At 69.0% G+C, this 22728-nt stretch carries 23 protein-coding genes; 6 read left to right on the forward strand and 17 right to left on the reverse strand.

Features of this window, described 5'->3' with window-relative positions:
* Window positions 1-136 precede the first annotated feature (136 nt).
* The 3 genes from EAS64_RS19880 to EAS64_RS45960 are packed head-to-tail and all read left to right on the forward strand — an operon-like array spanning window position 137 to window position 2522.
* Window positions 137-1324 carry a sensor histidine kinase gene (locus EAS64_RS19880; protein WP_246115754.1) on the forward strand — a complete coding sequence of 396 codons (1188 nt, stop codon included), beginning with the start codon at window positions 137-139 and terminating at the stop codon, window positions 1322-1324.
* Entirely contained in the window at window positions 1312-2004 is a 693-nt protein-coding gene (locus EAS64_RS19885; protein ID WP_145854724.1) for a response regulator transcription factor, read from the forward strand. Before EAS64_RS19880 ends, EAS64_RS19885 begins: the two co-directional genes overlap by 13 nt.
* Entirely contained in the window at window positions 2001-2522 is a 522-nt protein-coding gene (locus EAS64_RS45960; protein WP_246115776.1) for a TetR/AcrR family transcriptional regulator, read from the forward strand. Before EAS64_RS19885 ends, EAS64_RS45960 begins: the two co-directional genes overlap by 4 nt.
* Window positions 2523-3171: 649 nt before the next feature.
* Here the strand turns inward: EAS64_RS45960 and EAS64_RS19895 are convergent.
* From EAS64_RS19895 to EAS64_RS19905, 3 genes are all read right to left on the reverse strand, one after another.
* Complete coding sequence (locus tag EAS64_RS19895) at window positions 3172-3711, reverse strand: type 1 periplasmic-binding domain-containing protein (protein ID WP_145854728.1); 540 nt, start codon at window positions 3709-3711, stop codon at window positions 3172-3174.
* Between the two features lie 369 nt (window positions 3712-4080).
* Complete coding sequence (locus tag EAS64_RS19900) at window positions 4081-6867, reverse strand: AAA family ATPase (RefSeq protein WP_145854729.1); 2787 nt, start codon at window positions 6865-6867, stop codon at window positions 4081-4083.
* Window positions 6864-7469: a TetR/AcrR family transcriptional regulator gene (locus EAS64_RS19905; protein WP_145854731.1), complete on the reverse strand. Its 606-nt coding sequence runs from the start codon at window positions 7467-7469 to the stop codon at window positions 6864-6866. Before EAS64_RS19905 ends, EAS64_RS19900 begins: the two co-directional genes overlap by 4 nt.
* Window positions 7470-7583: 114 nt before the next feature.
* Here EAS64_RS19905 and EAS64_RS19910 point away from each other — a divergent pair, with 114 nt between their 5' ends.
* Entirely contained in the window at window positions 7584-8429 is an 846-nt protein-coding gene (locus EAS64_RS19910; protein WP_145854733.1) for an alpha/beta fold hydrolase, read from the forward strand.
* Window positions 8430-8476: 47 nt separating this feature from the next.
* Here the strand turns inward: EAS64_RS19910 and EAS64_RS46765 are convergent, their stop codons facing one another.
* The 10 genes from EAS64_RS46765 to EAS64_RS19955 form a co-directional block, all read right to left on the reverse strand.
* Window positions 8477-8608, reverse strand: coding sequence for a hypothetical protein (locus tag EAS64_RS46765; RefSeq protein WP_281283283.1), 132 nt, complete (start codon window positions 8606-8608; stop codon window positions 8477-8479).
* A 77-nt stretch (window positions 8609-8685) separates the two neighbouring features.
* A complete protein-coding gene (locus EAS64_RS19915; RefSeq protein ID WP_145854734.1) occupies window positions 8686-9555 on the reverse strand; it encodes an alpha/beta fold hydrolase in 870 nt (289 codons plus the stop codon).
* Window positions 9556-9765: 210 nt separating this feature from the next.
* Entirely contained in the window at window positions 9766-10596 is an 831-nt protein-coding gene (locus tag EAS64_RS19925; RefSeq protein ID WP_145854736.1) for a DUF6064 family protein, read from the reverse strand.
* A gap of 48 nt (window positions 10597-10644) precedes the next feature.
* On the reverse strand, window positions 10645-11031 hold the full coding sequence (locus EAS64_RS19930; RefSeq protein WP_246115777.1) for a 2TM domain-containing protein: 387 nt from the start codon (window positions 11029-11031) through the stop codon (window positions 10645-10647).
* Between the two features lie 530 nt (window positions 11032-11561).
* Complete coding sequence (locus tag EAS64_RS19935) at window positions 11562-12434, reverse strand: NAD(P)-dependent oxidoreductase (RefSeq protein ID WP_187366032.1); 873 nt, start codon at window positions 12432-12434, stop codon at window positions 11562-11564.
* Between the two features lie 47 nt (window positions 12435-12481).
* Window positions 12482-13129, reverse strand: coding sequence for an HD domain-containing protein (locus EAS64_RS19940; RefSeq protein WP_145854741.1), 648 nt, complete (start codon window positions 13127-13129; stop codon window positions 12482-12484).
* 70 nt (window positions 13130-13199) lie between these two features.
* On the reverse strand, window positions 13200-14657 hold the full coding sequence (locus tag EAS64_RS19945; protein ID WP_145854743.1) for a catalase: 1458 nt from the start codon (window positions 14655-14657) through the stop codon (window positions 13200-13202).
* 378 nt (window positions 14658-15035) lie between these two features.
* Window positions 15036-15350 carry an NAD(P)-binding domain-containing protein gene (locus EAS64_RS44855; protein WP_222849422.1) on the reverse strand — a complete coding sequence of 105 codons (315 nt, stop codon included), beginning with the start codon at window positions 15348-15350 and terminating at the stop codon, window positions 15036-15038.
* Complete coding sequence (locus EAS64_RS44860) at window positions 15347-15871, reverse strand: NAD(P)-dependent oxidoreductase (protein ID WP_222849423.1); 525 nt, start codon at window positions 15869-15871, stop codon at window positions 15347-15349. The genes EAS64_RS44855 and EAS64_RS44860 overlap by 4 nt, the downstream gene beginning before the upstream one ends.
* A gap of 51 nt (window positions 15872-15922) precedes the next feature.
* A complete protein-coding gene (locus EAS64_RS19955) occupies window positions 15923-16843 on the reverse strand; it encodes an SDR family NAD(P)-dependent oxidoreductase (protein ID WP_145854745.1) in 921 nt (306 codons plus the stop codon).
* A 139-nt stretch (window positions 16844-16982) separates the two neighbouring features.
* On the opposite strand from EAS64_RS19955, the gene EAS64_RS19960 reads away from it, so the two are divergent.
* Window positions 16983-17864, forward strand: coding sequence for a helix-turn-helix domain-containing protein (locus tag EAS64_RS19960; protein WP_145854746.1), 882 nt, complete (start codon window positions 16983-16985; stop codon window positions 17862-17864).
* Window positions 17865-18521: 657 nt separating this feature from the next.
* Here the strand turns inward: EAS64_RS19960 and EAS64_RS19970 are convergent.
* Window positions 18522-19700: an ROK family transcriptional regulator gene (locus tag EAS64_RS19970; RefSeq protein WP_222849424.1), complete on the reverse strand. Its 1179-nt coding sequence runs from the start codon at window positions 19698-19700 to the stop codon at window positions 18522-18524.
* Between the two features lie 91 nt (window positions 19701-19791).
* Between EAS64_RS19970 and EAS64_RS19975 the strand changes: the two genes are divergently transcribed.
* Window positions 19792-21090, forward strand: a complete 1299-nt coding sequence (locus EAS64_RS19975; RefSeq protein WP_145854748.1) for a DUF1479 domain-containing protein — start codon at window positions 19792-19794, stop codon at window positions 21088-21090.
* A 213-nt stretch (window positions 21091-21303) separates the two neighbouring features.
* Here EAS64_RS19975 and EAS64_RS19980 read toward each other — a convergent pair whose 3' ends face one another.
* The 3 genes from EAS64_RS19980 to EAS64_RS19990 are packed head-to-tail and all read right to left on the reverse strand — an operon-like array spanning window position 21304 to window position 22382.
* Entirely contained in the window at window positions 21304-21540 is a 237-nt protein-coding gene (locus tag EAS64_RS19980) for a HigA family addiction module antitoxin (protein ID WP_145854750.1), read from the reverse strand.
* Window positions 21537-21905: a hypothetical protein gene (locus EAS64_RS19985; protein ID WP_222849426.1), complete on the reverse strand. Its 369-nt coding sequence runs from the start codon at window positions 21903-21905 to the stop codon at window positions 21537-21539. The genes EAS64_RS19980 and EAS64_RS19985 overlap by 4 nt, the downstream gene beginning before the upstream one ends.
* Before the next feature lie 60 nt (window positions 21906-21965).
* Complete coding sequence (locus EAS64_RS19990) at window positions 21966-22382, reverse strand: hypothetical protein (RefSeq protein WP_222849427.1); 417 nt, start codon at window positions 22380-22382, stop codon at window positions 21966-21968.
* Window positions 22383-22728: the final 346 nt, after the last annotated feature.

A 22728-nucleotide genomic window follows, 5' to 3' on the forward strand; every position in this document is an offset into this window, starting at 1 on the left:
CCCGGCATCAACGCTGCCGCCACCAGCGCGCCGCAACGAGGGACTGCTCTCCCGAACGGGGGGTGTAGCGGACTACACCACGAGAGGGGAGACGGCTCTCCCGCGCGAGTCCCGCCGGTGCGCTTAGCCTGATCACGTGAGACAAACGGTGAGGCAAACGATGGGGCAGGCGGTGCGGCAGGCGGCGAAGGCCACGGTCCACCTGGCCCTGGGCGTCGGTCTTGCCATGTTCTCCATCGGGTTCATCACCGTCTTGCTGATCACGGCCATCGGGACGATCGCCGTCGTGGGTGCCGCGCTGCTGCCAGAGACCGTGCTGCTGATACGCCGGATGGCCGGGGCGAAAAGGAGCATGACCTCCGATTGGACGGGCCGGGAGATCCACGAGGCCTACCTGCCCATCACCGGCCCGCTCCGCGACCGGCTGCGCACGGCGATCCTCGATCCTGGCACGTTCACCGATGTGCGCTGGATGGTCGCGGACTACGCCTACGGCGGCCTTGGGTTCTTCGCGGTGCCGCTGTGGCCGGCCGGGCTCCTCATCGACGGGGTGTGGTGCGGGCTGCTTGGGCGCCGGCCGGTCGTCTTGCCGCTGATCACCAGGCTGGCGGACCTAGACGCCGCCTGGTCGGCCGCGCTCCTCAAGCCGTCGCCGAGGGCGCGGCTCACCGAACGTGTCGAGCAGCTGACCCAGACCAGGGCGGGCGCCATCGCCGCCCATAGCGCCGAGCTGCGCCGCATCGAGCGGGACTTGCACGACGGCGCGCAGGCGAGGCTTGTGTCGTTGTCCATGCGGATCGGGCTGGCGAAACGCGCTTACGACCGTGATCCGCAGGCCGCGTGGCGGCTCCTCGACGAAGCACAGGAACACGCCGAGGAGGCGCTGGCCGAGTTGCGGCACGTGGTGCGCGGTATTCATCCGCCGATCCTGACCGACCGAGGGCTGGCGGGTGCGGTCCGGGCTCTCGCCGCAAGCAGCGGGATTGAAGTCATAGTGCAGGCGGATGACTTCGACGAAGGGCCCCGCGCCCCGGCTGCGGTGGAAGCGGCCGCCTACTTCGTCGTGGCCGAGGCGCTGACCAACGCGGCCAGGCACAGCGGTTCCGGCAAGGCCGAGGTCTCACTAATCCGCACCGGCACCGGGGTGCGGGTGGTCGTACGCGACGACGGCAAGGGCGGGGCCGTGCTTTCCGGCGACGGCACGGGCGGTACCGGGTTGTCCGGCATGCGCCGCCGGGTTGCCGCGCTCGACGGGACTTTCGCGGTGACCAGCCCCGTCGGCGGCCCGACCGTGATCGAAGCGGAGTTGCCATGCGTGTGGTGATCGCAGAGGACAACGCCCTGCTGCGGGAGGGGCTCGTCTTGCTGCTGACCTCGGCAGGGCATGAGGTCGTGGCGGTGGCGGGCGCGGAGCCGGAGATCCTTCCTGCGCTGCTCGAGCACCGCCCGGACATCGCCGTGCTCGATGTCCGGATGCCGCCCCGTTTCCGCGACGAGGGCCTGCGTGCAGCGCTCGCGGCGCGCGAGAAGCTCCCCGGGCTGCCGGTGCTGGTGCTCTCCCAGTACGTCGAGGAGTCCTACGCCGCCGAGTTGCTCGGTGGCGGCGCAAGCGGGGTCGGCTACCTGCTCAAGGACCGGGTCGGCCGGGTCGAGGAGTTCCTTGAGGCACTCGACCGGGTCGCGGCCGGCGGCACCGCGCTCGACCCCGAGGTAGTGACCGAACTCCTTGCCCGCCGCCGCACGCCGCTTGACTCGCTCACCCCGCGCGAGCGCGAGGTCCTCAAGCTCATGGCCGAGGGCCGCGACAACACGACCATCGCAACCACCCTGGTCATCACAGAACGAGCGGTCAGTAAGCACATCGGCAACGTGTTCCTGAAGCTCGGGCTGCCTTCGGACGACATCGGACACCGCCGGGTCTTGGCGGTCCTGGCCTACCTGAACAACCCGCCATCAGGCACGTCGCCCGCAACGGCGGGCGGGGAACTTCCCTCGCCCAGATAGCTACCGAGGCGGGCGTGACGCAGCAGGGGCTGCTCTACTACTTCCCGTCCAAGGAAGAACTCCTGAACGCGGCCCTCGACATTCGCGACCAGCGCGACGTCGTTCCCCGCCCCATTCCCTGGGAGGGACTGGAATTCCTCGATGGAATCGTGGAGCGCATCTGCCGGTGGCGCCAGGAACCCGAGATGGTCGGCATGTTCACCCTGCTGCTCGTCGAGAACCTCGGCGACCACGCTCCCCTTCGCGACCGGCTGGAAACAAGGTATGACCTTGTCCACAAGGAGTACGCCGACGGCATTCGCGCCGCCCAGGCGAGCGGGACTGCCCGCGGCGACATCGACCCGGACCTGAAGGCAATCGAAATCATCGCATTTCTCAACGGGCTAGAGACCTCATGGCTGCTGAAGCCATCCCTCCCGGTCGAAGACGTAGCCGCGGCGTGGCGAGACTCACAGGTTGCGCAGATGACCGCCGGCCTCCGTAACCACAGGCCCGACCTTAGTTCGGCTCATGAATAGTCCAAGCGGGTAAACGCTCCACACCGGTCTCGGCGCCTCACCGGAGGCATCGCTGTTCATGTCGGTCTCAGTCCTCAGCACTCCTCGGACATCGGACACAGATACGGCAGCAGGCGATGACCTGTGGATATGCTGTGAACGAGGCAGTGGATAACCCCGCTCATACGTGGATAACCACCGTCATTCTGTGGATAACGAAAAAAATCGCAATTGCTCCGCTTGGACGCTTGCGCCGGCGTGGAACTGAGGAGTAGAAATACTCTCACGTCGGAAACGGACACCTCCCAGGGGAAACTCCGGGAACGCGGAAGGAGCCGGGAAACCGGAACCGGAAGCGGGTGACTGGCGCCGGCGGTCGGCCCGCCGGAGCCGGTGCTGCCAGGCAAACCGGCCAGCCTGGATCGGTAGGTCGAGCAAGGCCCCCTCCATCTCATACATGGAGGGGGCCTTGTCCTATTGTGCCCGACTCGCACACCCCCGCCTGCCAACGACACGCCAACAAATAGTGGCCAAAGGCCATCCGGACGCCTGCTGCGGCTGATCGCCGGCAACCCGGTCACCATGGGCGAGATAACCTGCCACGTGCCCGACGCTGGCTCCTATGCCCCCGTCACCGTATTCGGGGTCGCACTCGTCGCCGTCAGCGGTCTCACCCTGCCGGAGCTGTAGGCGTGGCGTCGCTTCCTCGCTTGGCGAGGCGGATGTTTCCGTCGCAGACGGTCCAGGTGCCGCCGTCGGCGGTGGCGCCCGCAAGGCCGTGCAGGTTGTGAGCGCCGACAAGCCCGATCGCGCGCTTGGTGCCGAGGGCGGCGAAGGCGAGAGTCCGGCCGGGCTGCCAGGGGGTCGACCACAGCAGCCGTCGGGTCATCTGCGCCCACCCGCGCGGGGGTCCTGCCATAATCCACAGGTCCGGGTCTGCTGCGGCTAGCCGGGTGGCCTGCCGTAGCCACGACGCGGCTTCCTCCGGCCAGGTAACGACGATGAGCACCGTCCCGCCGCCAGTCTCCCAGCGGCGGGCAAACTCCCTGACCGCCGCCTCAGCGGCAGCCGAGCGGCCGCGGCCGATAGCGATATTCCGGGCACCCCGGCGCAGCGCCAGTTCCGTCACCCGGCGCAGTTCGGCGCCGGTCGGTCCGGGCCCGGCCACGTCGCGGGGGAGGCCCGTCGGCAGCCGCGGCGACGACGTCATTTCTCCCTCCTTCCGGTCTGGGTGCCGCCGCGCTCCACTGGCCGACCACATAGTCGCCCTCGGCGATCCAGGGGCACGCCCCGCAGACGTCGGCTGACGCCGTTCCGTGAGGTTCCGGCGGGAAATCCCGCCCACGCAACAGCGTGCGCCAGTGCCTGGCAAGCCTGGGCAGCCAACTGGTTCACGCCCCGCGAGCCCAGCTGATTGGGCACCAACCTGGCGGGCCAGCTGCATGCGCTTGCTGGGTGTGGCCGCCCGGAGAAGTCGGTTGACGAGGCGGGGCACGCGATCTCTGCATCGCCGGCCGTCTTCAGGCGCATCGCCGCCGGGCTGTGCTGTTGGCATCCGAACGGGTGCGTGGCCTACCCGCTACCCGCCCGCTTTCCGCGTGCCCGCCGGATCTATCAGGCCGTGGAGCTGATGTCGTCCGGCGACGCCCAGCTTGGGGTAAGAGCGGTGCAGGTGCGAGGCGACCGTGCGAGGAGACAGGAACAGCCGGTCGGCGATCTCGTTGTTGGTGAGGCCGTGGCCGGCGAGGATCGCGATCTCGCGTTGCTGCGGGGTGAGCTCGTCAAGCGCATTAGTTCGGATCGGCTCAGCTTCGGCGGTCACGCCGCAGGCCCGCAGCTCCGAGTCGGTCCGCCTGGTCCAGGGAGCAGCACCAAGGCGGGTGAACGTGTCGAGCGCAGCTCCCAGGAGCGGCTTGGCGTCGTTGATCCGCCGCTGCCGCCGCAGCCACTCGCCATAGTCGAGCTTGAGCTGCGCTCGCTCGAAAGGCCATGTCTCGCCTGCCGGATCGGCCAGGCCCGCGGTGAAGTGCGCCTCGGCCTGGGCCGGGTCGGCCAGCAGCCCGCGGGCGCGGGCTGCGAGCTGCTCCAGCCGCGAGCCTGGTGCGGGCCCGGCCATGACCAGCGCGCGCTCCACCCGGTTCGCCGCCTCCAGGCGCCGTTCAGCGCGCGCGGCCGCGGCCGCGTAGTCGGCGATGGCGTAATAGGAGAACTGGTAGTGCAGCGGTGTGCCGTCGGCGGCGAACTCCCGGCTGAGCTGTGCGTAGGCGGCGACGTTCCGGCCCTCGGCGAGCGCGGCTAGCCCGGCCGCGTGCCTGACCCGGGCGGCGAACCCGCGGTACACAGCCTCATCGACGTCGGCGAGGACGCGGGCAAGCAGCGGTGTCACCTGTTCCTGCTCACCGCGCATGGCCGCGATCGTGGCGGTGACCAGATGGGAGTTGGCGGCGACGGCCTGCATCTTGTATGCGGCCGCGATGTCGGCCGCCTCCCGGGCGGCGGCAAGCGCCTCGTCCCAGCGTCCGCTGTCGGCACACGCCCATTGCAGGCACGAGAGGACGGCGCCACTGGCGCCCCGGAATCCGGGAGCTCGCAGCTTGGTGAGGGCCTGGCGCAGCACCTGAACCGCGAGTTCAGGTTCATCAAGGCTCCAGGCGGCGGCGCCGACCTTGCCCGGGTCAGACAGCGCGCGGCCGGCCATTCGCTTCACGCAGGACACGGTCTCCGTGCGGTCGTCGAATGGATCCGTGCAGGCCCGGATCCAGCTTCGGGCCTCCTCCATGTTGCTGGCCGGCCAGTCGTCGGTATCCGGCACCTGCGCGCCGGCCGCATCCAGGCCGCTCAGCGCGGCGCGCACCTTGGCCCGTACATCGGGAAGCCCGCTCTGGTGCACGAGGATGGCCGTCACCCCGACGGCGTCCCACGCGATCGTCGGATGGGTGAGGAGCGCGTCGGCGGCGACCGACAGCAGCGTGTCAAGAGCCTCCGCGTTCCGGTTCGACCACAGCAGCGACCAGCCGATCTCCAGCCGCGCAGCGAAGCGCAGGTCCTGGTCTGAGGTCACCGCCAGCGTGTTCCGCGCCAGCTCCAGCACCCAGTCGGCCTGCCCGGCCGCATGGGCGAGCTGGGCGGCGGCCAGCATCCGCCTGGCCTTGTTGCCGTCATCGGGGCTGAGTTCGGCGGCGCGTTCCATGGCGCGTGCGGACGCCGCGGCACCTCCGCGGCGCTTCGCCACTCCTGCGCTGTCCTCAAGCAGCGCGGCGACGTGCTCGTCTGGTCCCAGCGCGGCGGCGGCCAGGTGCCACGCGTGACGATCGGGCCTGTCGCGGACGGCGTCCGCGACCTTCAGGTGCGCGGCGGCGCGCTCGGCGAAGGGGGCGCTGTGGTAGACCGCCGATCGTGCGAGGGGATGGGTGAAGTGCGGGCCTGAGGCGTCGATCCGGATCAGCCCCGCCGCTTCCGCGTGGGCGAGCGTATCCATCGTCAGCCCGCCGGCGTGCGCCGTGACGTCGCCGCTGTCGGCAGCCGCCGCGAGCAGCAGCCCGGCCTTCGCACGTTCCGGGAGCGCGGTGTACCGCGCAGCCATGATGGCGGTGAGCCGGCTGGTCAGTGGCAGCAGTTCGGTTGCCAAATGCCGTCCGGCGCCGGGGTCGGTGGCGAGCATTTTCGACAGCTCGATCAGCGCCAGCGGGTTGCCGGCGGCCTGGGAGAGTACCTGTTCACGGGCCCGGCCCCGCGGCGGCGTGGGCTGGGAGTCCAGCAGGCGTCCGGCGTCCGCAACCGGCAGCGGTTCGAGCAGCAGCCGCGGGAAGTCCCGCTCGAAGTCGGGCGGCGGCATCGTCCCCCGGGCGCTGACCAGGAGCACGACGTGCTCGGCCGCCAGGCGCCGGGCCGCGAAGGCCAGCGCGAAGATCGAGGCGTGGTCCATCCACTGCACGTCATCGGCCGTGACGAGCAGCGGCGATTCTTCCGAGGCAAGTGACAGGAGCGTGAGGACGGCAATCCCGGTGAGCAGGGCATCGGGCGGGGAGGCTCCGCCTGATAGCGCGAAGGCCCCGCGCAGTGCGGCGGCCTGCCGGGCGGGCAGCCCCGCGATGTGCCTCAGCGCTGGCCGGAGCAGCTGATGCAGCCCGGAGAATGCAAGCTCCCGTTCCGATTCCCGGCCCGTGGCGCTTAGGTGCCACATCCCGCCGGACCTGGCCTGCACGGCTGCCTCGGTCAGCAGCGCCGTTTTTCCCAGACCGGGCTCGCCCAGGAGCAGCAGCGCCCGGGTCCCCTCATAGGGCGGGGATACCAGGTCGCTTAGGCAGGCCGTCTCTTTGTCCCGGCCTACGAGACTCGCGCGACTGTCCGCCGCTGGCCTGGTCATGGCGCTCCCGGCGTCCGTGTCGGACGCTCGTCACGTGTGAGCAGGGCACCGAAGATCAGCTCGAAGAAATCGTCAATCGGCTGACTGCTGCGGACGACCCGTGACCGCGTCAGCGCCCCTTCCCAGGCGTTGACGATGAAGCGGCCGACCGGAGCGGGATCGCCCAAGTGGCTGATCTCGCCGGCCCGTTGCGCCTGCGCGACTAGCTCGGTCACGATGGCCGACCAGGCGTCCAGGCCCTCGGCCAGTTCGCCGCGGATGGCGGCGCTGTGGTCGGCGACCTCGTTCGCGAGGTTCCCCCACATGCATCCCCGGCTGTAGGCGCGGTCGCGCGCGCCGTCCGCGAGTGCGGTGAAGCCGGCTCGCAGGCGGGCGACCGCCGACGTTGACTCGAATGACGCCGGCCAGCCAGCGATCTCGAAGTAGCGGCGGACGGCTTCGACGGCAAAGTCTTCCTTGCTCGCGAAGTGGTTGTAGAACGAGCCCTTGGGGGCGCCGGCCGCCTTGGTGATGTCGGCGACCGAGCAGGCGGCGTACCCCCGCGCGTGTAGCTCGGCGAGTCCGGCTTCAATGATCTGCTGCTTCATGCTGGGCCGGGCCATAGCCCCAATATGACCAGTCGCCTTAGAAAACGTCAAACTCAGCACCGTGCGCTCGCGGTTATGCAGTCAACATGTGGATACCCAGGACGTGCGGCCGGCCCGCATGCTGGGCTTATGTCTCAGACATACTCGGCGCTGCCGAATGACACAGTGCGGGCAGCCAACGATATCGACTACGCCTACCGTGACACCGGCGGGCATGACGGAGTTGCCCCGCTTGTCCTGCTGCAGCATTTCCGCGGCAACCTGGACTACTGGGATCCCGCGCTCGTTGATGCGCTGGCGGTTTCCCGGCGCGTCATCACGTTCGACAACGCGGGCGTCGGCAACTCGACCGGGCGCACGGCGGACACCGTTGAGCAGATGGCCAAGGACGCGCTTGCCTTTATCAGCGCGCTGGGCCTCAGTCAGGTTGACCTGCTCGGGTTCTCCATCGGCAGCTTCGTCGCGCAAGAGGTCGCCCTGCGGCGGCCAGGCCTCGTCCGGCGCCTGGTCCTGGCGTCTTCTGCGCCGAAGGGCGCGGCGGGCATGCACGGCTGGGCGCCAGCGGTGATCGGCGCGGTCGGCACGCCGCAGACCAGCCCGGAGCAGCACCTCGGAGTGTTCTTCGCGCCTTCGGCAGCCAGCCAGCAGGCAGGCAAGGAAGCACTCGGCCGCATGTACGCGCGCAGCGATGACCGGGACGCGATGACCGACTGGGCGACCCGCGAGGCGCAGTACGACGCCGTGTGCGCCTGGGGTATCCCGAATCATGCGGAACTCGAGCGGGTTTCCGCCCTGCAGATGCCGGTATTCGTCGCCAACGGCGACAGTGACCCGATGATCCTGCCGCGTTACTCCTACTTGCTGGCGGGCCTCATCCCCCAGGCACAGCTGAAGATCTACCAGGACGCGGCGCACGGATTCCTGTTCCAGCACCACGCCGCGTTCGCAGCGGATGTCGTCCAGTTCCTGAGCTAGCAGCCGCCCATCAGCCGAAGGAGTATCGCCGTGCCCATGATCGACGTCTACGCGACGGCCGGGACGTTCACCGACTGACCGCGATCGCCGCCGATGCCGCGGGCGAGCCCGGGCTCGCCGGCCGGGCCTGGGTACTGCTGACCGAGGCGCAGGACGGCGGCTGGGGGCTCGCCGGCCACGCCAACACCAACGAGGAGTTGGTCGCCGCTGCCCGCGCACAGCTGGCAAGCATCCCGGCCGGCAAGCAGTCCGACGGCTAGCCCGCTGCGACGCTCCGGTATCCGCCGCTGACCCAGTCGGCGACGAGCTTGCCGTATTCCCCGGCTGCTTGCTCCCACGCGAAGTGACCCGCGTCGAGCGAGTGGATCTCGCTGTTGGGGAGGAGGTCGTGGAGGTACTGGTTGTTCGACCACGGCACGAGGTCATCGTTGCGCCCGGCCAGGATCTGGGTCGGCGTACTTATGGTCGGCAGCAGGTCACGCAGCACCGGGTTCTGCTCGGGGTAGTGCCGCACGAACCGGGCCGACTCCGCGAAGCGCCCGAGATCGTAGGCACTGACATAGTCCTCGTGGACGTCGGGCTCGCTGTCGCTCGCGGCACCGGGCTCGACCGCGTAGCCGATGTTGGTCCTGGCGTCCTGCCCGCGCACGACGTCCAGATCCGGTGCCTCGATGATGTCCTTAAGCGCTCCGCCCGCTTCGATCGGAAAGCGGACCGCGCCGCCGCCGACGGTCAGGCTCGTCACACGCTGCGGCGCCTTGGCGGCTAGGAAGAGCGCCGCGGCCGTGCCCACGTCGGGGCCGACGATGTGCGGAGCTCCCAGCCCCCACTCGTCGATCAGGCGAGCAAGGAATGCTCCCGAGGCGTCCGGGGCGATCAGTTCCGTGCGGCCGTCGGAGTGGCCGAATCCTGGCATATCGATGGCAACCACCCGGCCGGCCGCGGAAACGCGGTCCCAGATGCGGCGGAAGGCCCAGAGGCTTTCTGGCCACGGCGCCAGCATCAGCGTGGTGATGTCTGAGTGTGCCTTGTTGTCGGCAAACCTCACTCGCACCCCGTCGCAGACCCGGAAGTAGGTGGTGATCGGCGCCGCTGTCGTGATGGTGTTGGCGTTCATCGTCGTCATGCCTTTCGCCTAGTGAAAAGCGATCCACTTCAGCTCCTGCTGCGTCCTTCCACCCGATCGTGCAGTGGGCTCTGCGCGAGGGGTATCCACAACTTGACTGCAGTCGGCGGCCAACACCTATGACCGGCGCGGCGGCGGTGCCTCCAGCCGCCCTGCCGCCGGGTATGACACGACACGCTTGCCGCCGACCTGAACGTGCTGCTGGAAGAGCTAGACCTGCAGGAGGCAGTGCTCGGCGGCTGCTGCTCCGGAACCGGGGAAGTAACCCGCCAAGGCGAACAGCAGCCCGGCGGTCACGGTGTGCCAGGCCGGCCCCGAGGCGCGGTCCCGCCAGATGATCCATCCTGCGGTTACTAGTGCCGCGGCGAGCATGCCGTAGTCCGCGGCGACACCTGTGGCCATATTGTGTGGTGCGGCGTTCAGCGCCCAGGCCAGCGGCATGAGCAGCAGGTACTTCGGCACCGGCGGGACGGCCCACAGCAGCAGGCCGAAGAAGAAGGTAACTGTCGCACACGGCGAGACCCCGAATAGCGGCACCACGCGCAGCGCGTGCCCGCCGAGCACCCCGACCAGCGGGTATCCGATCAGCGCGTAGCCGATGAAGACAGCGCCCAGCCCTGAGGACAGGTCCAACCGGGGCCGGATCACCAGGTCGCGGCGCGCGATGCCCGCGACCACCAGCAGCACCGCCTGCAACGTGAACACGCCGGCCCACACCCCGGACAGGCCGATGCCAGGGCTCAGCCAGGCGAAGTAGCCAATCCCGATCCAGGCGAAGTACGCCGCGGCAAGAGCACAGATCAGCTGGGAGGACCGGCGCGCCGGCCACAGCGCTAGCCAGACCATGGCCAAGGCGGCCAGATACCACACGATCTGCATCGGCCAGGCCGCCGTGTCGGCGCGGCCGAACGTGGCGAGGAATTGATCGAGCGGCGTGGACCCCTGCCACGGGTGAACGGCATAGATGCCGTAGGTGACGGCAACCGCCGCCGCCGCCGCAGCCACGGCGGCCCCCTCAGCCACGCCCTTGCGAGCGTGCATGACCACCACATCCTTGCGCATTCCCGATGCGCGCTGCACCGCCAGCGGTCAGCGCCGCTGGCCAGCCTGGCGCTCCATCTCCCGCTGGATCTCGGCTTCGGAGACCGGCTTGCGGCCGAAGACCCACCAGGCATCCCCCGCGGTCAGCAGCACCCACGCGATGGCCGGGTAGATGATCCAGTAGTTCCACACGTTCGCGATGCCCGAGCTCTGGCTGAACCCGCTGGTCGGCCAGCCGCCCGCGTTGTGGTACTCCGCGAAGGCCCAGATGACCGCCAGGATCAGCATGAACAGCGTGCCCATCGTGGCCCTCATCCAGAAATGCCGCCTGCGCTCGACCTGCTTCACCGCCTGGTCGCGGGCGAGCTGAACGCTCGCGTCAGGAGCCTTCGGCTCGGCGTCCGTGCCCTTGTCGTGGGAGATGTCATGAACCATCACAACCCCCTCCTCCAGTCCGGAGCCATCACAAGCTCACTTCGTCCTTTGCTGCCAGACTCGCGCTGCCGAGCGTGGCCGGCTAGGGACGCAGGTCACCCTGCCGCGCCGCGAAGGGCCCCTTTTGCCGTGGCTGGGTAGGGCCAAAGATCCCTTGTCGTCCTGCGAATGACCCGCTTCTACCTGATCTTGCCGGTCGCGGCACTAGCAACCTACAGGCAGCGGCGGGTCCGCGCCGCAGCGCTGGTGGCACCGCTGCCCGCCGTTCCTGCTCCGGTCTGCCGCCAACCCCGATGGGGCTGACCGGGGCGTCTACGACGACTTCCTGCCGAGCTCCACCGGGAACCGCCTGTCCGTCCTGCTCGCCGACGCCTGCCTTGCCGTATTACCAGACGGCCCGCATGCGATCACCTGGACACGCGTCCGAAGTCAACCGGGCGCTCGCCGACTTCGTGGGCGCCCTCTTAGCGGCGCGGCGCCAAGGCTAGTCGCAGCTATACCTACCGAGCTCACCGTCGCGCCGAGATCATCTATGCACCCGAATCGCTCAGGGCTAGGCGCACGGCGCTGACGTCCTCCCGGCCGTGGCCGGCCTCGACGGCTTGGCGCCACTGGCCGGAAAGAGCCTGGAGCATCGGCAGCCTGCTGCCGTTCGCGGCCTCGATCGCCAGGTCCACGTCCTTCAGCGCCCATTCCAGCGGGAACTCTGGCGTGAAGTCACCGCGCACGATCTTGTGCAGCTTGGCATCGGCGAGTGGAGCGTCCAGTGGGCCGCCCTCGATGGCCGCGTCAAGGTCGGCCGGGTCGATACCCAGTTGGCTGCCCAGCTCAAGTGCCTCGGCCACGCCTTCGATGAGGAACGACAGGTACGCGTTGACGACCAGTTTCATCTTGCTGCCCTGGCCGGCCGGGCCCAGCCATACGGTCTTGCGGCCGATTGCCGAGAAGACTGGCCGCACGATGTCCTCGGCGGCGGGTGGCCCTGACGCCAGGATGAGCAACTGGCCGGCTTCGGCCGGGCCCTTGCTGCCGGACACCGGGGCATCCACGAACATCACGTCGGGTCGGCGCCGTCCCACCATGGCCGCCAGCTCCGCGGTCGCCGTGACGCCGATCGTGCCCATTTGCGCCCACGCTGCCTCGCGGGCGAACGCGTTCAGGCCATGGTCGCCGATCACCGAGCTCACCACGTCGGCCGTCGGCAGCATCGTGATCACCACGCGGGCATCAGCGACCGCATCCTCTGGTGACGACGCCACCAAGGCGCCGACCGCGGCGAGCGGCGCCGTTGCCTGCGGCGACCTGTCCCACACCGTCGTGCGCAGCCCGGCCGCGGCCAGGTTACGGGCCATGGCCGCGCCCATGATGCCGGTCCCGAGCACCGCTACAGTATCTGCTGTCATTGATCTCTCCCATCGGGGCGCAAGCACCTCATGGCTCATGCCCGTGTCTAGTCCGGCCAGTCGGAGTTCAGGATGACGTCGACGAAGTTGCCTCGCTTGAAGCCGGGAACGTACCGCTCCAGAACATCGGCCTTGACGTTGCCGAATGTGGTGTCCGGCCTGGGCGCGATGCCGTCAGTGAACGCCTGCAGGATCTGGCGCTTGAAGTCCGGCCTTGGGTGCAGCGTAGAGATCGCGGCGCGGTCGGCATCGCTGATGTCGTGGTAGCCGATGCCGAGCACGTCGTATTCGACGCCAGCGGTGACCAGGGCGACCTCGGGTTCCATGAACTCGGGGATGCCCGGCGTGGTGTGCAGCGCGATGGCGGTCCACACCCGGCGGATGCTGTCCTCTGGGACGCCTCGGGCCTGCAGGAAGCGGCGGGCCTCATCGGCGCTGTCCACCTCGAACCGGCGGCCGCTGTGCCGGAACTCCTCGTTCAGGCCGACATCGTGGAACATCGCCCCGAAGTACAGCAATTCCGGATCGAAGCTGAGGCCGCGGTTGCGGCCCTGCAGGCTGCCCCACCAGTAGACGCGACGCGAGTGGTGGTACACGAGATCGCTGGTGCGCTCGCGGACCAGTTCTGTGGCCTCGCGGGCCAGCTTGGTATCGGGGACCGTCACGCCGGCCGCAGACTGTCCGTTGCCGGGCATTGCTTTTCTCCCTACGTCGAAAGGCCTGGCGATTGGGCCGAAACACGGGCCTTGGTTATCCGGCCGCCGGTCAGGCCTGACCGGCAGCGACGCCCTTCTCGACCCTCTCGCCGAGGCTCTTGTCCACGTTGCGCAGATACCAGAAGGCGCGCTGCAGGACGGGCTCGGTCACCCCGTTGAGCAGGTGGCCGACGATGTTGCTGACCAGCCTGTCCCGGGCGGCGTCGTCCATCACCTCACGGACTAGCGTGCCGGGCTGGCTCCAGTCATCGTCCTCGGGGTGGTGCTCGTAGGCGGTGCGCATGAGCTCGCCGTCGGTGTACCAACTCGCTGGCTGGTAATGCTCGCTGTCGGCCTTCGGGCCGCCCTTGGAGTTCGGGAAATACACCGGGTCGGCGACGTTGTGGATCCGCATCACCCCGTCCTTGCTGTAGGAGTGCACCGGCGCGACCGGGGCGTTCACCGGGATCTGCGTGTAGTTCACGCCGAGCCGGGCGCGGTGGGCGTCTGGATAGGAGAAAAGCCTGCCAAGCAGCATCCGGTCCGGGCTCGGCCCGATGCCCGGGACCAGGTTGCTTGGCGCGAAGGCGGCCTGCTCGATCTCGGTGTGGTAGTCGGCCGGGTTGCGGTCGAGGGTCATCCTGCCGACCTCGATCAGGGGGTAGTCGCCGTGCGGCCACACCTTGGTCATGTCGAACGGATTGAACCGGTAGGTCTTAGCGTCCTCATACGGCATGATCTGCATCTTCAGTGTCCAGGCGGGGAAGTCGCCGCGCTCGATCGCCTCATACAGATCCCGGGTGTGCAGGTCGGGATCGGTGCCGGCGAGCCGGTCGCCCTCTTCCTGGGTCCAGAAGTCGACGCCCTGGTGGCTGATGAAGTGGTATTTCACCCAGCACCGCTCGCCGTCCGCGTTGATCCACATGTAGGCGTGCGAGCTGTACCCGTTCATGTGCCGGAAGGTCTTCGGGAAGCCGCGGTCGCCCATCAGCCAGATCACCTGGTGCGCCGTCTCTGGCAGCAGTGTCCAGAAGTCCCACTGCATGTCGTTGGAGCGCAGGTTGACCTTGGCCAGCCGCTTCTGCGACCGGATGAAATTCTGGAAATGGATCGGGTCCTTGACGAAGAACACCGGGGTGTCATTGCCGACCAGATCGTAATTGCCCTCGGAGGTGTAGAACTTCAGCGCGAAGCCGCGCAGGTCCCGCCACATGTCGGGGCTGCCGCGCTCTCCAGCCACGGTGGAGAACCTGGCCATCATCCGGGTGGTGGTGCCCGGCTGGAACACCGCCGCCTTGGTGTAGGCGGACACGTCACTGGTGACCTCGAACCGGCCGAACGCGCCGCTGCCCTTGGCATGCGGCTGCCGCTCGGTGATCCGCTCCCGGTTGAAGTTGGCCATCTGCTCGATCAGGTAGCTGTCCTGCAGCAGGATCGGGCCGCCCGCGCCGACGGTCAGCGAATACGTATCGCTCTCGACCGGGATGCCAGCATCCGTCGTCTGCGGGGGAGGCTGTTCGGTGGTCATAGGTCTTTCTCCTTCGGTGGTTGGAACCTTGAGCCCACCCACCGTCTGGTATCCAACAGATGCACCCAAGCCTCGCCACGGGCCCAGTGAGGTCGCATCCCCTGATCCGGGTGATTCGTCGGCAGGACAGAACCGGTGCGTCAGCACTGTGCGGCGCTAGCGCCCGTGGAGGCCACACGGCAAGTGCGTGCGTGAAGCTGCCCGCATCGGCGACCGCCACGAAGTAGCGCAGATGCGGCAGTTCAAGGCCCTGCGGCGCCCCCGCGCCGTCCCGGGGCCGCGGTACTGGTTCTGGTTGTGTGTGCTTCATGTTGGTCACCTCCGTGAGTGTGTGTGGCTTCTCGTTCAGCCCGGGACGGCGGGCCGGACGGCTGGAGGTCAGCGCCTGGCGTCGGCCGCGAGCAGTCCCACGGCCTCGGCCAGGCCGCTGGCGCCGGCCAGGCCGCGGTCGTGCAGTGGCTGGGGGTCAAGGCCGTAGGCGCGGATGGCGTCCGCGAAGTGCTCGACGTCTTTGCGCATGAGGCCCTGGAGATGGGGGGCGATCTCAGGGGTCAGGTCGCTGCCGAGGGTCTGCAGGATGGCGCTGCCGCCGCTGCTGACGTCGATGACGTCGATGACCGCCTGCACGTCCATGCCGAGCCGGGATACCAGGCGGATGAGGTCGACCGCGTTGCCGAGGTTGGACATGGTCATGGCGTTGTTGAGGAGCTTGGTGACTGGCCGCTGCCCGAGGGCCCCATGTAGACGACGGTGCGGGAAAACGTGGCAAAGACAGGGCGGTCGCCGCCGGCCATCGTGGTCAGGGTGCGGGCCCGGGCCCCGGCGCCGCCGCCGCTGACCGGGGCATCGAGGTAGGCGACCTTCTTCCCGGCGAGGTGCTCCGCAATTTCACGGTTCTCTTCCGGGTCACCGGTCCCGTGGTTGACGACGATGCGGCCAGGGCGCAGGGCGCCTTCCACGCCCGGGGTCCCCAGAACCTCCCAGATGTCGCGGTCGTCGCGCAGGCAAAGCGCCAGGATGTCGACGGCTGCCGCCAGGCGGGCGGGGGAGTCGTGCACCGTGTGCGGGATGCCAGCCAGGGTTTCCAGGCTCTGCGGGCGGCGAGCCCACACGTGCAGCTCGAAGACGCTGTCGCCGATGGCCCGGGCCATCGGCGCTCCCTGGTCGCCCAGGCCGATGAACCCGACCCTCGCGGTGTGCTGGCTTGTGGTCATGACCTGGTTACCCTTCCGATTGGCGTGGCTAGACATGGAGGCCGGCACGGTTCATGCCGGCAGGAGGTCAAGTGCGGCGTCCCACAGCCGTTCGGCGTTCGCGGGGTCGACGGCGTACCAGGCGACGCCGGCGTAGTCGGCGGGGCGGCGGGTGACGACGGGTGCCTCGTTGCAGTCCTCGAAATAACGGCCGCCGACCTTCTCCAGCAGCGGGGACGCGGCCAGCAGCACGGAGGTGGCCGCGCCCTGCTGGACGGTCTTCTGCCGCTCTTTCGGGGTCTTCAGCCCGCCGGTGTGCTTCTGCAGGCCGGTGGCAATCGCGCCGGGGTTGAGGGCGTTGGCGTAGATCCCCTCGCCGGACCAGCGGTGCGTGGCCTCGACGGCCAGCAGCGCGTCGGCGGTCTTGGACTGGCCGTAGGCGACCAGCGGGTCGTAGGGGCGGAAGTCGAAGTGCAGGTCGTCGAAGACGACCGGGGAGAACAGGTTCCCGCTCGAGCTGACGGACACGATCCGCGCGCCGTGCGCGGCGGCGAGCGCGTCGTGCAGCCTCACGGTGAGGGCGAAGTGGCCCAGGAAGTTCGTCGCGAACTGCATCTCCCATCCCTCGGCGGTGTGCTCGAGCTCCGGTAGCGCCATGATGCCGGCGTTGTTGACCAGGATGTGCAGCGGCTGGTCCCAGGCCGCGGCGAAGCGGCGGACGGAGTCCTGGTCGGACAGGTCCAGGGTGCGTACCGAGGCCTTGGTGTTGCCGGTGGAGCCGATGATGCCGGCGGCGATCTGCTCGGCTGCCTGCGGACGCCGCACGGCCAGGACGACCTCTGCGCCGGCCGAGGCCAGGGCGCGTGCGGTTTCGGTGCCGATGCCGGAGCCGGCCCCGGTCACGATCGCCCGCTTGCCGGACAGGTCGACCCCGTCGATCACCTCGCTCGCGGTAGAGGTCCGGCTGAAGGGGGTCTGGAAAAGCTGTGACATGGATCGTCCTCGGTTGACTGGTGCGCGGCCGGCTGACCACGCACTGCTACTGTGCGTCATCGGCCGGAGACGAACCAGGACTGGTCAAGACTAGGAGTGCCAGGGTCACCCGGCCGGTGGCTGTGCTTAGGCTGGATGCATGGCAGCGACCGCAGATGCGAACGCCCTGGGCAGGTATCTGCGCGTCCGCAGAGCGCTCGCGCGCCCGGGCGCCGCCGGGGTGCCTGGCCAGGGCAACCGCCGGGTCCCGGGCCTGCGCCGCGAGGAGGTCGCCTTCCTCGCCGGGGTCAGCTCCGACTACTACGTCCGCCTGGAGCAAGGCCGCGACCGGCACCCCTCCGACCAGGTGCTGCTGGCCATCGCCCGGGCGCTGCAACTCGACGAGGACGCCACCGGCTACCTGCTCGAGCTCGCCAAGCCGCCCATCTCCCGCAGCAAGCGCACCCGCGCTCCGGAGAAGGTCAGCGACCGCATCCGTAGCCTCATCACCAGCTGGCCGCTCACACCCGCCTACGTCCACGGCAAGTACATGGACATCCTCGCCGCCAACGCCCTCGCCACCGCGCTCTGCCCGTTCATCACCCCTGGCCGCAACGCCATCCTCGACGCCTTCACCGAACCGGAGATGCGCGAGCTGCGCCCGGACTGGGACGCCATGACCGCCCGGGCCGTCCCGCACCTGCGCTCGATCGCCGGCGCCGACACCGACGACCCGCGCCTGGTCGAACTCGTCGGCGAGTTGTCCCTGCGCAGCGAACGCTTCCGTACGCTGTGGGCCAGGCAGGACGTCAAGCACAAGACCACCGGCACCAGCCTGTTCAACCACCCGCAGGCCGGGCCACTGGAGCTCAACTACGAAATGCTGCTCATCCCGGGCAGCGGCATGCAGTCCCTGGTCACCTACCACGCCGAGCCCGGCAGCGATTCTGAAGAACGCCTGCGCCTGCTCGACAGCATCACTACCTCCGCCCCCGCACCGCCACAACGAGCCAGCCCGCATACGCCAGCCACGGAGCGGTAATCGCAGCGGCCGGGAGAACGCTCTCACCGGGTTCCTGGGGTAGACCCGAGGCGGGCTGTCCCGGGGGAGACGCCACCACCCGTTTGGTAGATTTTCTAGATTTTTCCCGAACGGACGGTGGCGCCTCGTCTGGGGAGAGACGGACGTTATCACTTGGTATCGAGCGTGGTGAGGATCTCGCTGGGCCTCACCCGCGCTCGTCGAGCGTGCGCGGTTTGAGGAGGCGGTCAGCGCGCACCGGGACGCGGCGGCCATCTTCCGGGAGACCGGTGACCCCTACGGCGAGGGCATAGCGCTGGGCAACCTCGACATCGCACTGCGAATGGTGCGGCGGTTCGAGGTTGAGCAATGACCTGCCTCTAACGACCCCTCCCCCCGCTGCACGGCAAGCCGTTCGCGGCCAGCGGGTACGAGGCCTGGGGTGCCTGGCAGCTGGTGAGGGAGAACAAGGGAGCGCCGGGGGTGGACGGGCAGTCAATCGCAGCCTTCGAGGAGCGGCTGGAGGACAACCTCTACAAGGTCTGGAACCGGATGTCGGCGGGAACGTGGTTCCCGCCGCCGGTGCGGCCGGTGGAGATCCCCAAGCTGGGTGGCGGCACCAGGATGCTCGGGGTGCCACTAGTACGGCCGGTTCCGCCATTCGGTGCTGGACCCTGCTTAGCGGGCATCGCGCGCCGCAGCGGCCATGGTCCCGGTGCGTTCCCTGGCGTCACGCAGGATGGCTGAGCGCAGGAGGCTGAGGGCATAGGCGCGGGCGCCGGCCAGCGACGGCTCGCTGGTCACTGCGGCGGGCCTGATGGCGACCGGGCGGGGCAGCCGGGCGGCTCGCGCGGTGATGGCGTCGAGGATGGCGGGCTGGCTCCCCCAGGGGCCGCCGACGACAACGAACTCCGGGTCGGCCAGCGCGGTCAGGGCGGCGAGCACCCCGCTCACGGCCTCGGCGATGGACTCACGCACGGCAGCGCCGCTGCCCGGCCCAGCGGTCACCGCCAGCACGCGGGGGACGTCGATCGCAGTCGACCCCGGCTGCTGCAGCCCAAGAACGCCGAACACGTCGATGAACCGCGCCGCACCCGGACCGGGGACGATGATGTGGGCGACCTCGCCAGCCAGGCCGGCGTGCCCGCGCACGACCTCCCCGCTGCTGATGACCGCCGCGCCGAGCCCTTCGCCGAGGAAAAGGTAGGCGAAGTCACCGTCCGGCCCGCGGCCCGCGGCGTCGCGCTCGGCCCGCGCCGCCCAGTTCACGTCGTTGTCGACGATGACCGGCCCGCTGACCAGCGGGCGGAGGATCGCGGCAGGGTCGAACTCGCCGAGCCGGAACGGCTCGTCTGGCAGCCTGACCAGCCGCCCAGTCGCCCGGTCGACCGGGCCAGCCGCACTGACCACGGCGGCCCGGATTGCCGGGCCGCCGCCCGCGGCGCGTTCTGTGGTCATGCGGAATGCGGCCGTGACCTGCTGGGGCCCGGCCGGGCGGCCGAGCGCTGCCTGCGCCCGCATCAAGGTGTCCCCATAGGCGTCCACGCACTCGGCCGTGATGCCCTCGGGGTCGACGTTAATGGCGAGCACGGCGCCGGCCTCTGCGGCGAGGGCGTAGTAGGTGCCGACCCGGCCGCGTCCGCGTCCGCCCGGTGTCCGCTCGCCGGTGTCCGCGACCAGTCCGGCAAGGGCGAGCCTGCGCACGCTTTCCCCAACCGACGGCTTGGAGATGCCTGTCTCCTCGGCCAGCGCGGCCCGCGTCAGCCGCCGCTGGTGCATCAGGGCGCGGAGCACGTGCTCATCGGTCAGCGACCGCAGCAGGTCGAGCGACGGCCTCGCCGTGTCCGTGGAAATCACCCCCTCATTCTAGTAAGGAGTCTTGCCTTGGAAGGTGCGGTTACCTATGATGGCTTTCAAGTTAAGAGTCCTTCTTAGAAGCGGCAAAGTTATGCCAGGCCAGTCCGCACCCGCTGCCGTCTCCCTGCCTGTGCTGCCGCACTGGCCGCAGCCGCCGTCCGACCTTCCGGCCGCCATCAGGTCGGTCAAGTCAGCGATCCGGGCCCGTATCGAGGCCTCCGGCCGGACGGTCGAGGAGGTCTTCGCAGTCGTCGAGCGGGGGATCCGGGCCGAGGTCCAGGCCATTGCCTCAGCCCGCGCCCGCGGCGATGAGGTCTGGCCGGTCATCGACTACGCCGATATCGCGGGCGGCACCGTCACGCCCGCAGCACTCGCGCTGCTGCGCCGCCGCGGCTGCCTGGTAGTGCGCGGCCACTTCCCCCGCGAGCAGGCCCGCGCCTGGGACGCCGGCATCGTCGACTACGTAGAAGGGAACGGGTTCTTCGAGAGCTATCGCGGCCCCGGCGACGACTTCTTCTCCAGCGTCGGCTCCCGCCCGGAGATCTATCCCGTCTACTGGTCCCCGGCCCAGATGCAGGCCAGGCAGAGCGACCGGATGGCCAGTGTCCAGGCGTTCCTGAACAGCCAGTGGAAGCACGAGTCGGACGGCGCCCAGTGGTTCGACCCTGACCGCGACTCCCTCTACCCCGACCGCATCCGCCGCCGCCCGCCAGGCACCGACTCCGGCGGCCTGGGCACCCATCTCGATCCCGGCACCCTCGACCTGTGGATGACACAGGAGTACCAGCAGGCCTTCCGCCACCTGTTCGACGGCACCGTGGAGCAGTACGACCCCTGGGACGCCGCCTACCGCACCACCGGGCCGCAGTACCCCGGTACCACCATGTGCTCGGCGTTCCGCACCTTCCAGGGCTGGACCGCCCTGTCCGACATGAACCACGACCAGGGCGTCCTGCACACCGTCCCGATCCCCGGAGCCATGGCCTACCTCATGCTCCGCCCGCTGCTGTCCGACGTCCCCGACGACGACATGTGCGGCGTCACGGTTAGCAAGGTCTTCCCAGCCAGCGAAAAGTGGCACCCGTTGCTCATGCAAGCACTCAGCGGCATCCCTGACGTCAGCGCCGGGGACTCCGTCTGGTGGCACTGCGACATGATCCACTCCGTCGCCCCGGTCACCGGCCAGCAGGGCTGGGGCAACGTCATGTACATCCCGGCCGCCCCCTGGTGCCCGCGCAACGAGCGCTACGCCGCCAGCGTCCGCGACGCCTTCCGCACCGGCTCAAGCCCCGGCGACTTCCCAGCCGAGCACTACGAGCGCACCTGGCCCGACCGCTTCCAGGAACGCGATCTCAACACCACCGGACGCCGCGGGCTCGGCCTCAGCTAGGCCTGCAGGTGGGCAGAAAAGCAAGCGGCGCCATTGGAAATGGCGAGAACCTGACAGGCCCATTCTGAGCGGTACTACCACTGCTCCGGCCGCGAGATCTTCAGCGGCCTGGTCCAAGTCCAAGTTAGCGAGGATGATGGCGGCCTGCTCGGCGCCCCGGTGTCCGACCAGTCGCCGGATGAGGATTGCCTATGGACTGGCGGCCCGGCCGCTCTAGCCAGCGGCCGCAATGGGCTGGATGCTGTCGAGAACCGGCCCGAGTCGGTCCTTCTCGATCTCAAGGTCGCAGCGCGACTGCAGGTTCATCCAGAACGGCTCGGAGGTTCCGAAGAAGCGAGCAAGGCGCAGTGCGGTGTCCGCGCTGATCCTGCGCTGCCCGTGCACGATCTCGTTGATTGGCCGACGACTCAAAGGGACGGCACGGCCGAGCTCTATTGAGAAACCTTTCAGTCGTGCATTGAGTCGAGGATTTCCGTGAGGAGGAACCTCACCTTCGGCGGGATCGGGCGGCCGGGGTAGGCCTGCTCGACGAGATCCAGGCCTTCTTCCACGGTGGTGAAGCCGAGTTGCCGGTAGAGCAGGATGATGTCGTCGGCGTCGATTTCGGCGCGTGCGGCGAACAGCTTCATCGCCAGCAGGTATCGAGGGGATGCGACATCGACTATGAGCGAGTCGCTGGAGTAGAACCGCTGCGCGTTGGGGTCTGGGCCGGGCAGGAATCCCTTGACCGCGTCGTTGAGCCAGTCCTCTGTCAGCCCTTCCCGTTCGGCGACGGCTCTGGCCGCCTGCCTGACCACGTCAGTGGGGACGAACACTTAGTTCGGCGGACAGTTCGTCGAGGAGCGCGCGGATGTCCTCTCGCCCGAGGCCGGTGCTCATGCGCGGTCGAGAGCCCCGCTGGTGATGAAGACGCCCCGTCGGCGGAACGAGGACGGCGATTCGACCAGTGCCTGCGCATGCAGCCCGCGCAGGTCAGTGACGAACCACCATGGCCATGCCTCCCGCTGGGACAGCCTCGCCCATGACGGCGGGGTCCATCCGTCCCTGCGGGCCAGGTACTCGGCCATCGCCGCGAACGTGGCGTCCACCCGGCTATCCCCGGTGCCGCGGGGCTCTTCCGTCCACATCTGCGCGGCCGCGGAAATCCCCGCGTGGTGCAGGACGCTGGTGTAGTCGTCGAGCATCTGGGCGAAGACGTAACGCCAGAGCCGACTCAGACGCTCGCCGTCGGCGAGCATGGCGGCAGCGCTGGCAGCGGCCTGGTCGGCCGTCTCGAATGCCCGCGTCTTCACTCCTCAATCGTAGCGACCGCGGGCTTTGGGTGTCCGCATCGCGACACAGGTCAGGCAGATGTGCGCATGAGGCTCGCCTCCTTGTGCAGGCTTGCTTTGGCTCCCAGTTTGGCTGTGTGCGTCGAGACGAGGAGGTTGCCTTGTAGCTAGGTGATCTTCTTGTCGTGCTGTGCGGATGATGAGGGTTGTGTGGCCCCTCGGGATCGCCCTTCGGGGGGCGGTCTCAAGCCGCCCCGTGCTGCGTTAGCTGAAGACTGTCGTGGTGAGCGACCGGGGAAAAGGCGCCCGTTGAGGTGTCAGGCGGGGACCAGGAAGGCGTTGCGCTGAAAGCGCCCGGGCCGGGTTT

Source organism: Trebonia kvetii, assembly GCF_007827045.1.
Classification (GTDB): domain Bacteria; phylum Actinomycetota; class Actinomycetes; order Streptosporangiales; family Streptosporangiaceae; genus Trebonia; species Trebonia kvetii.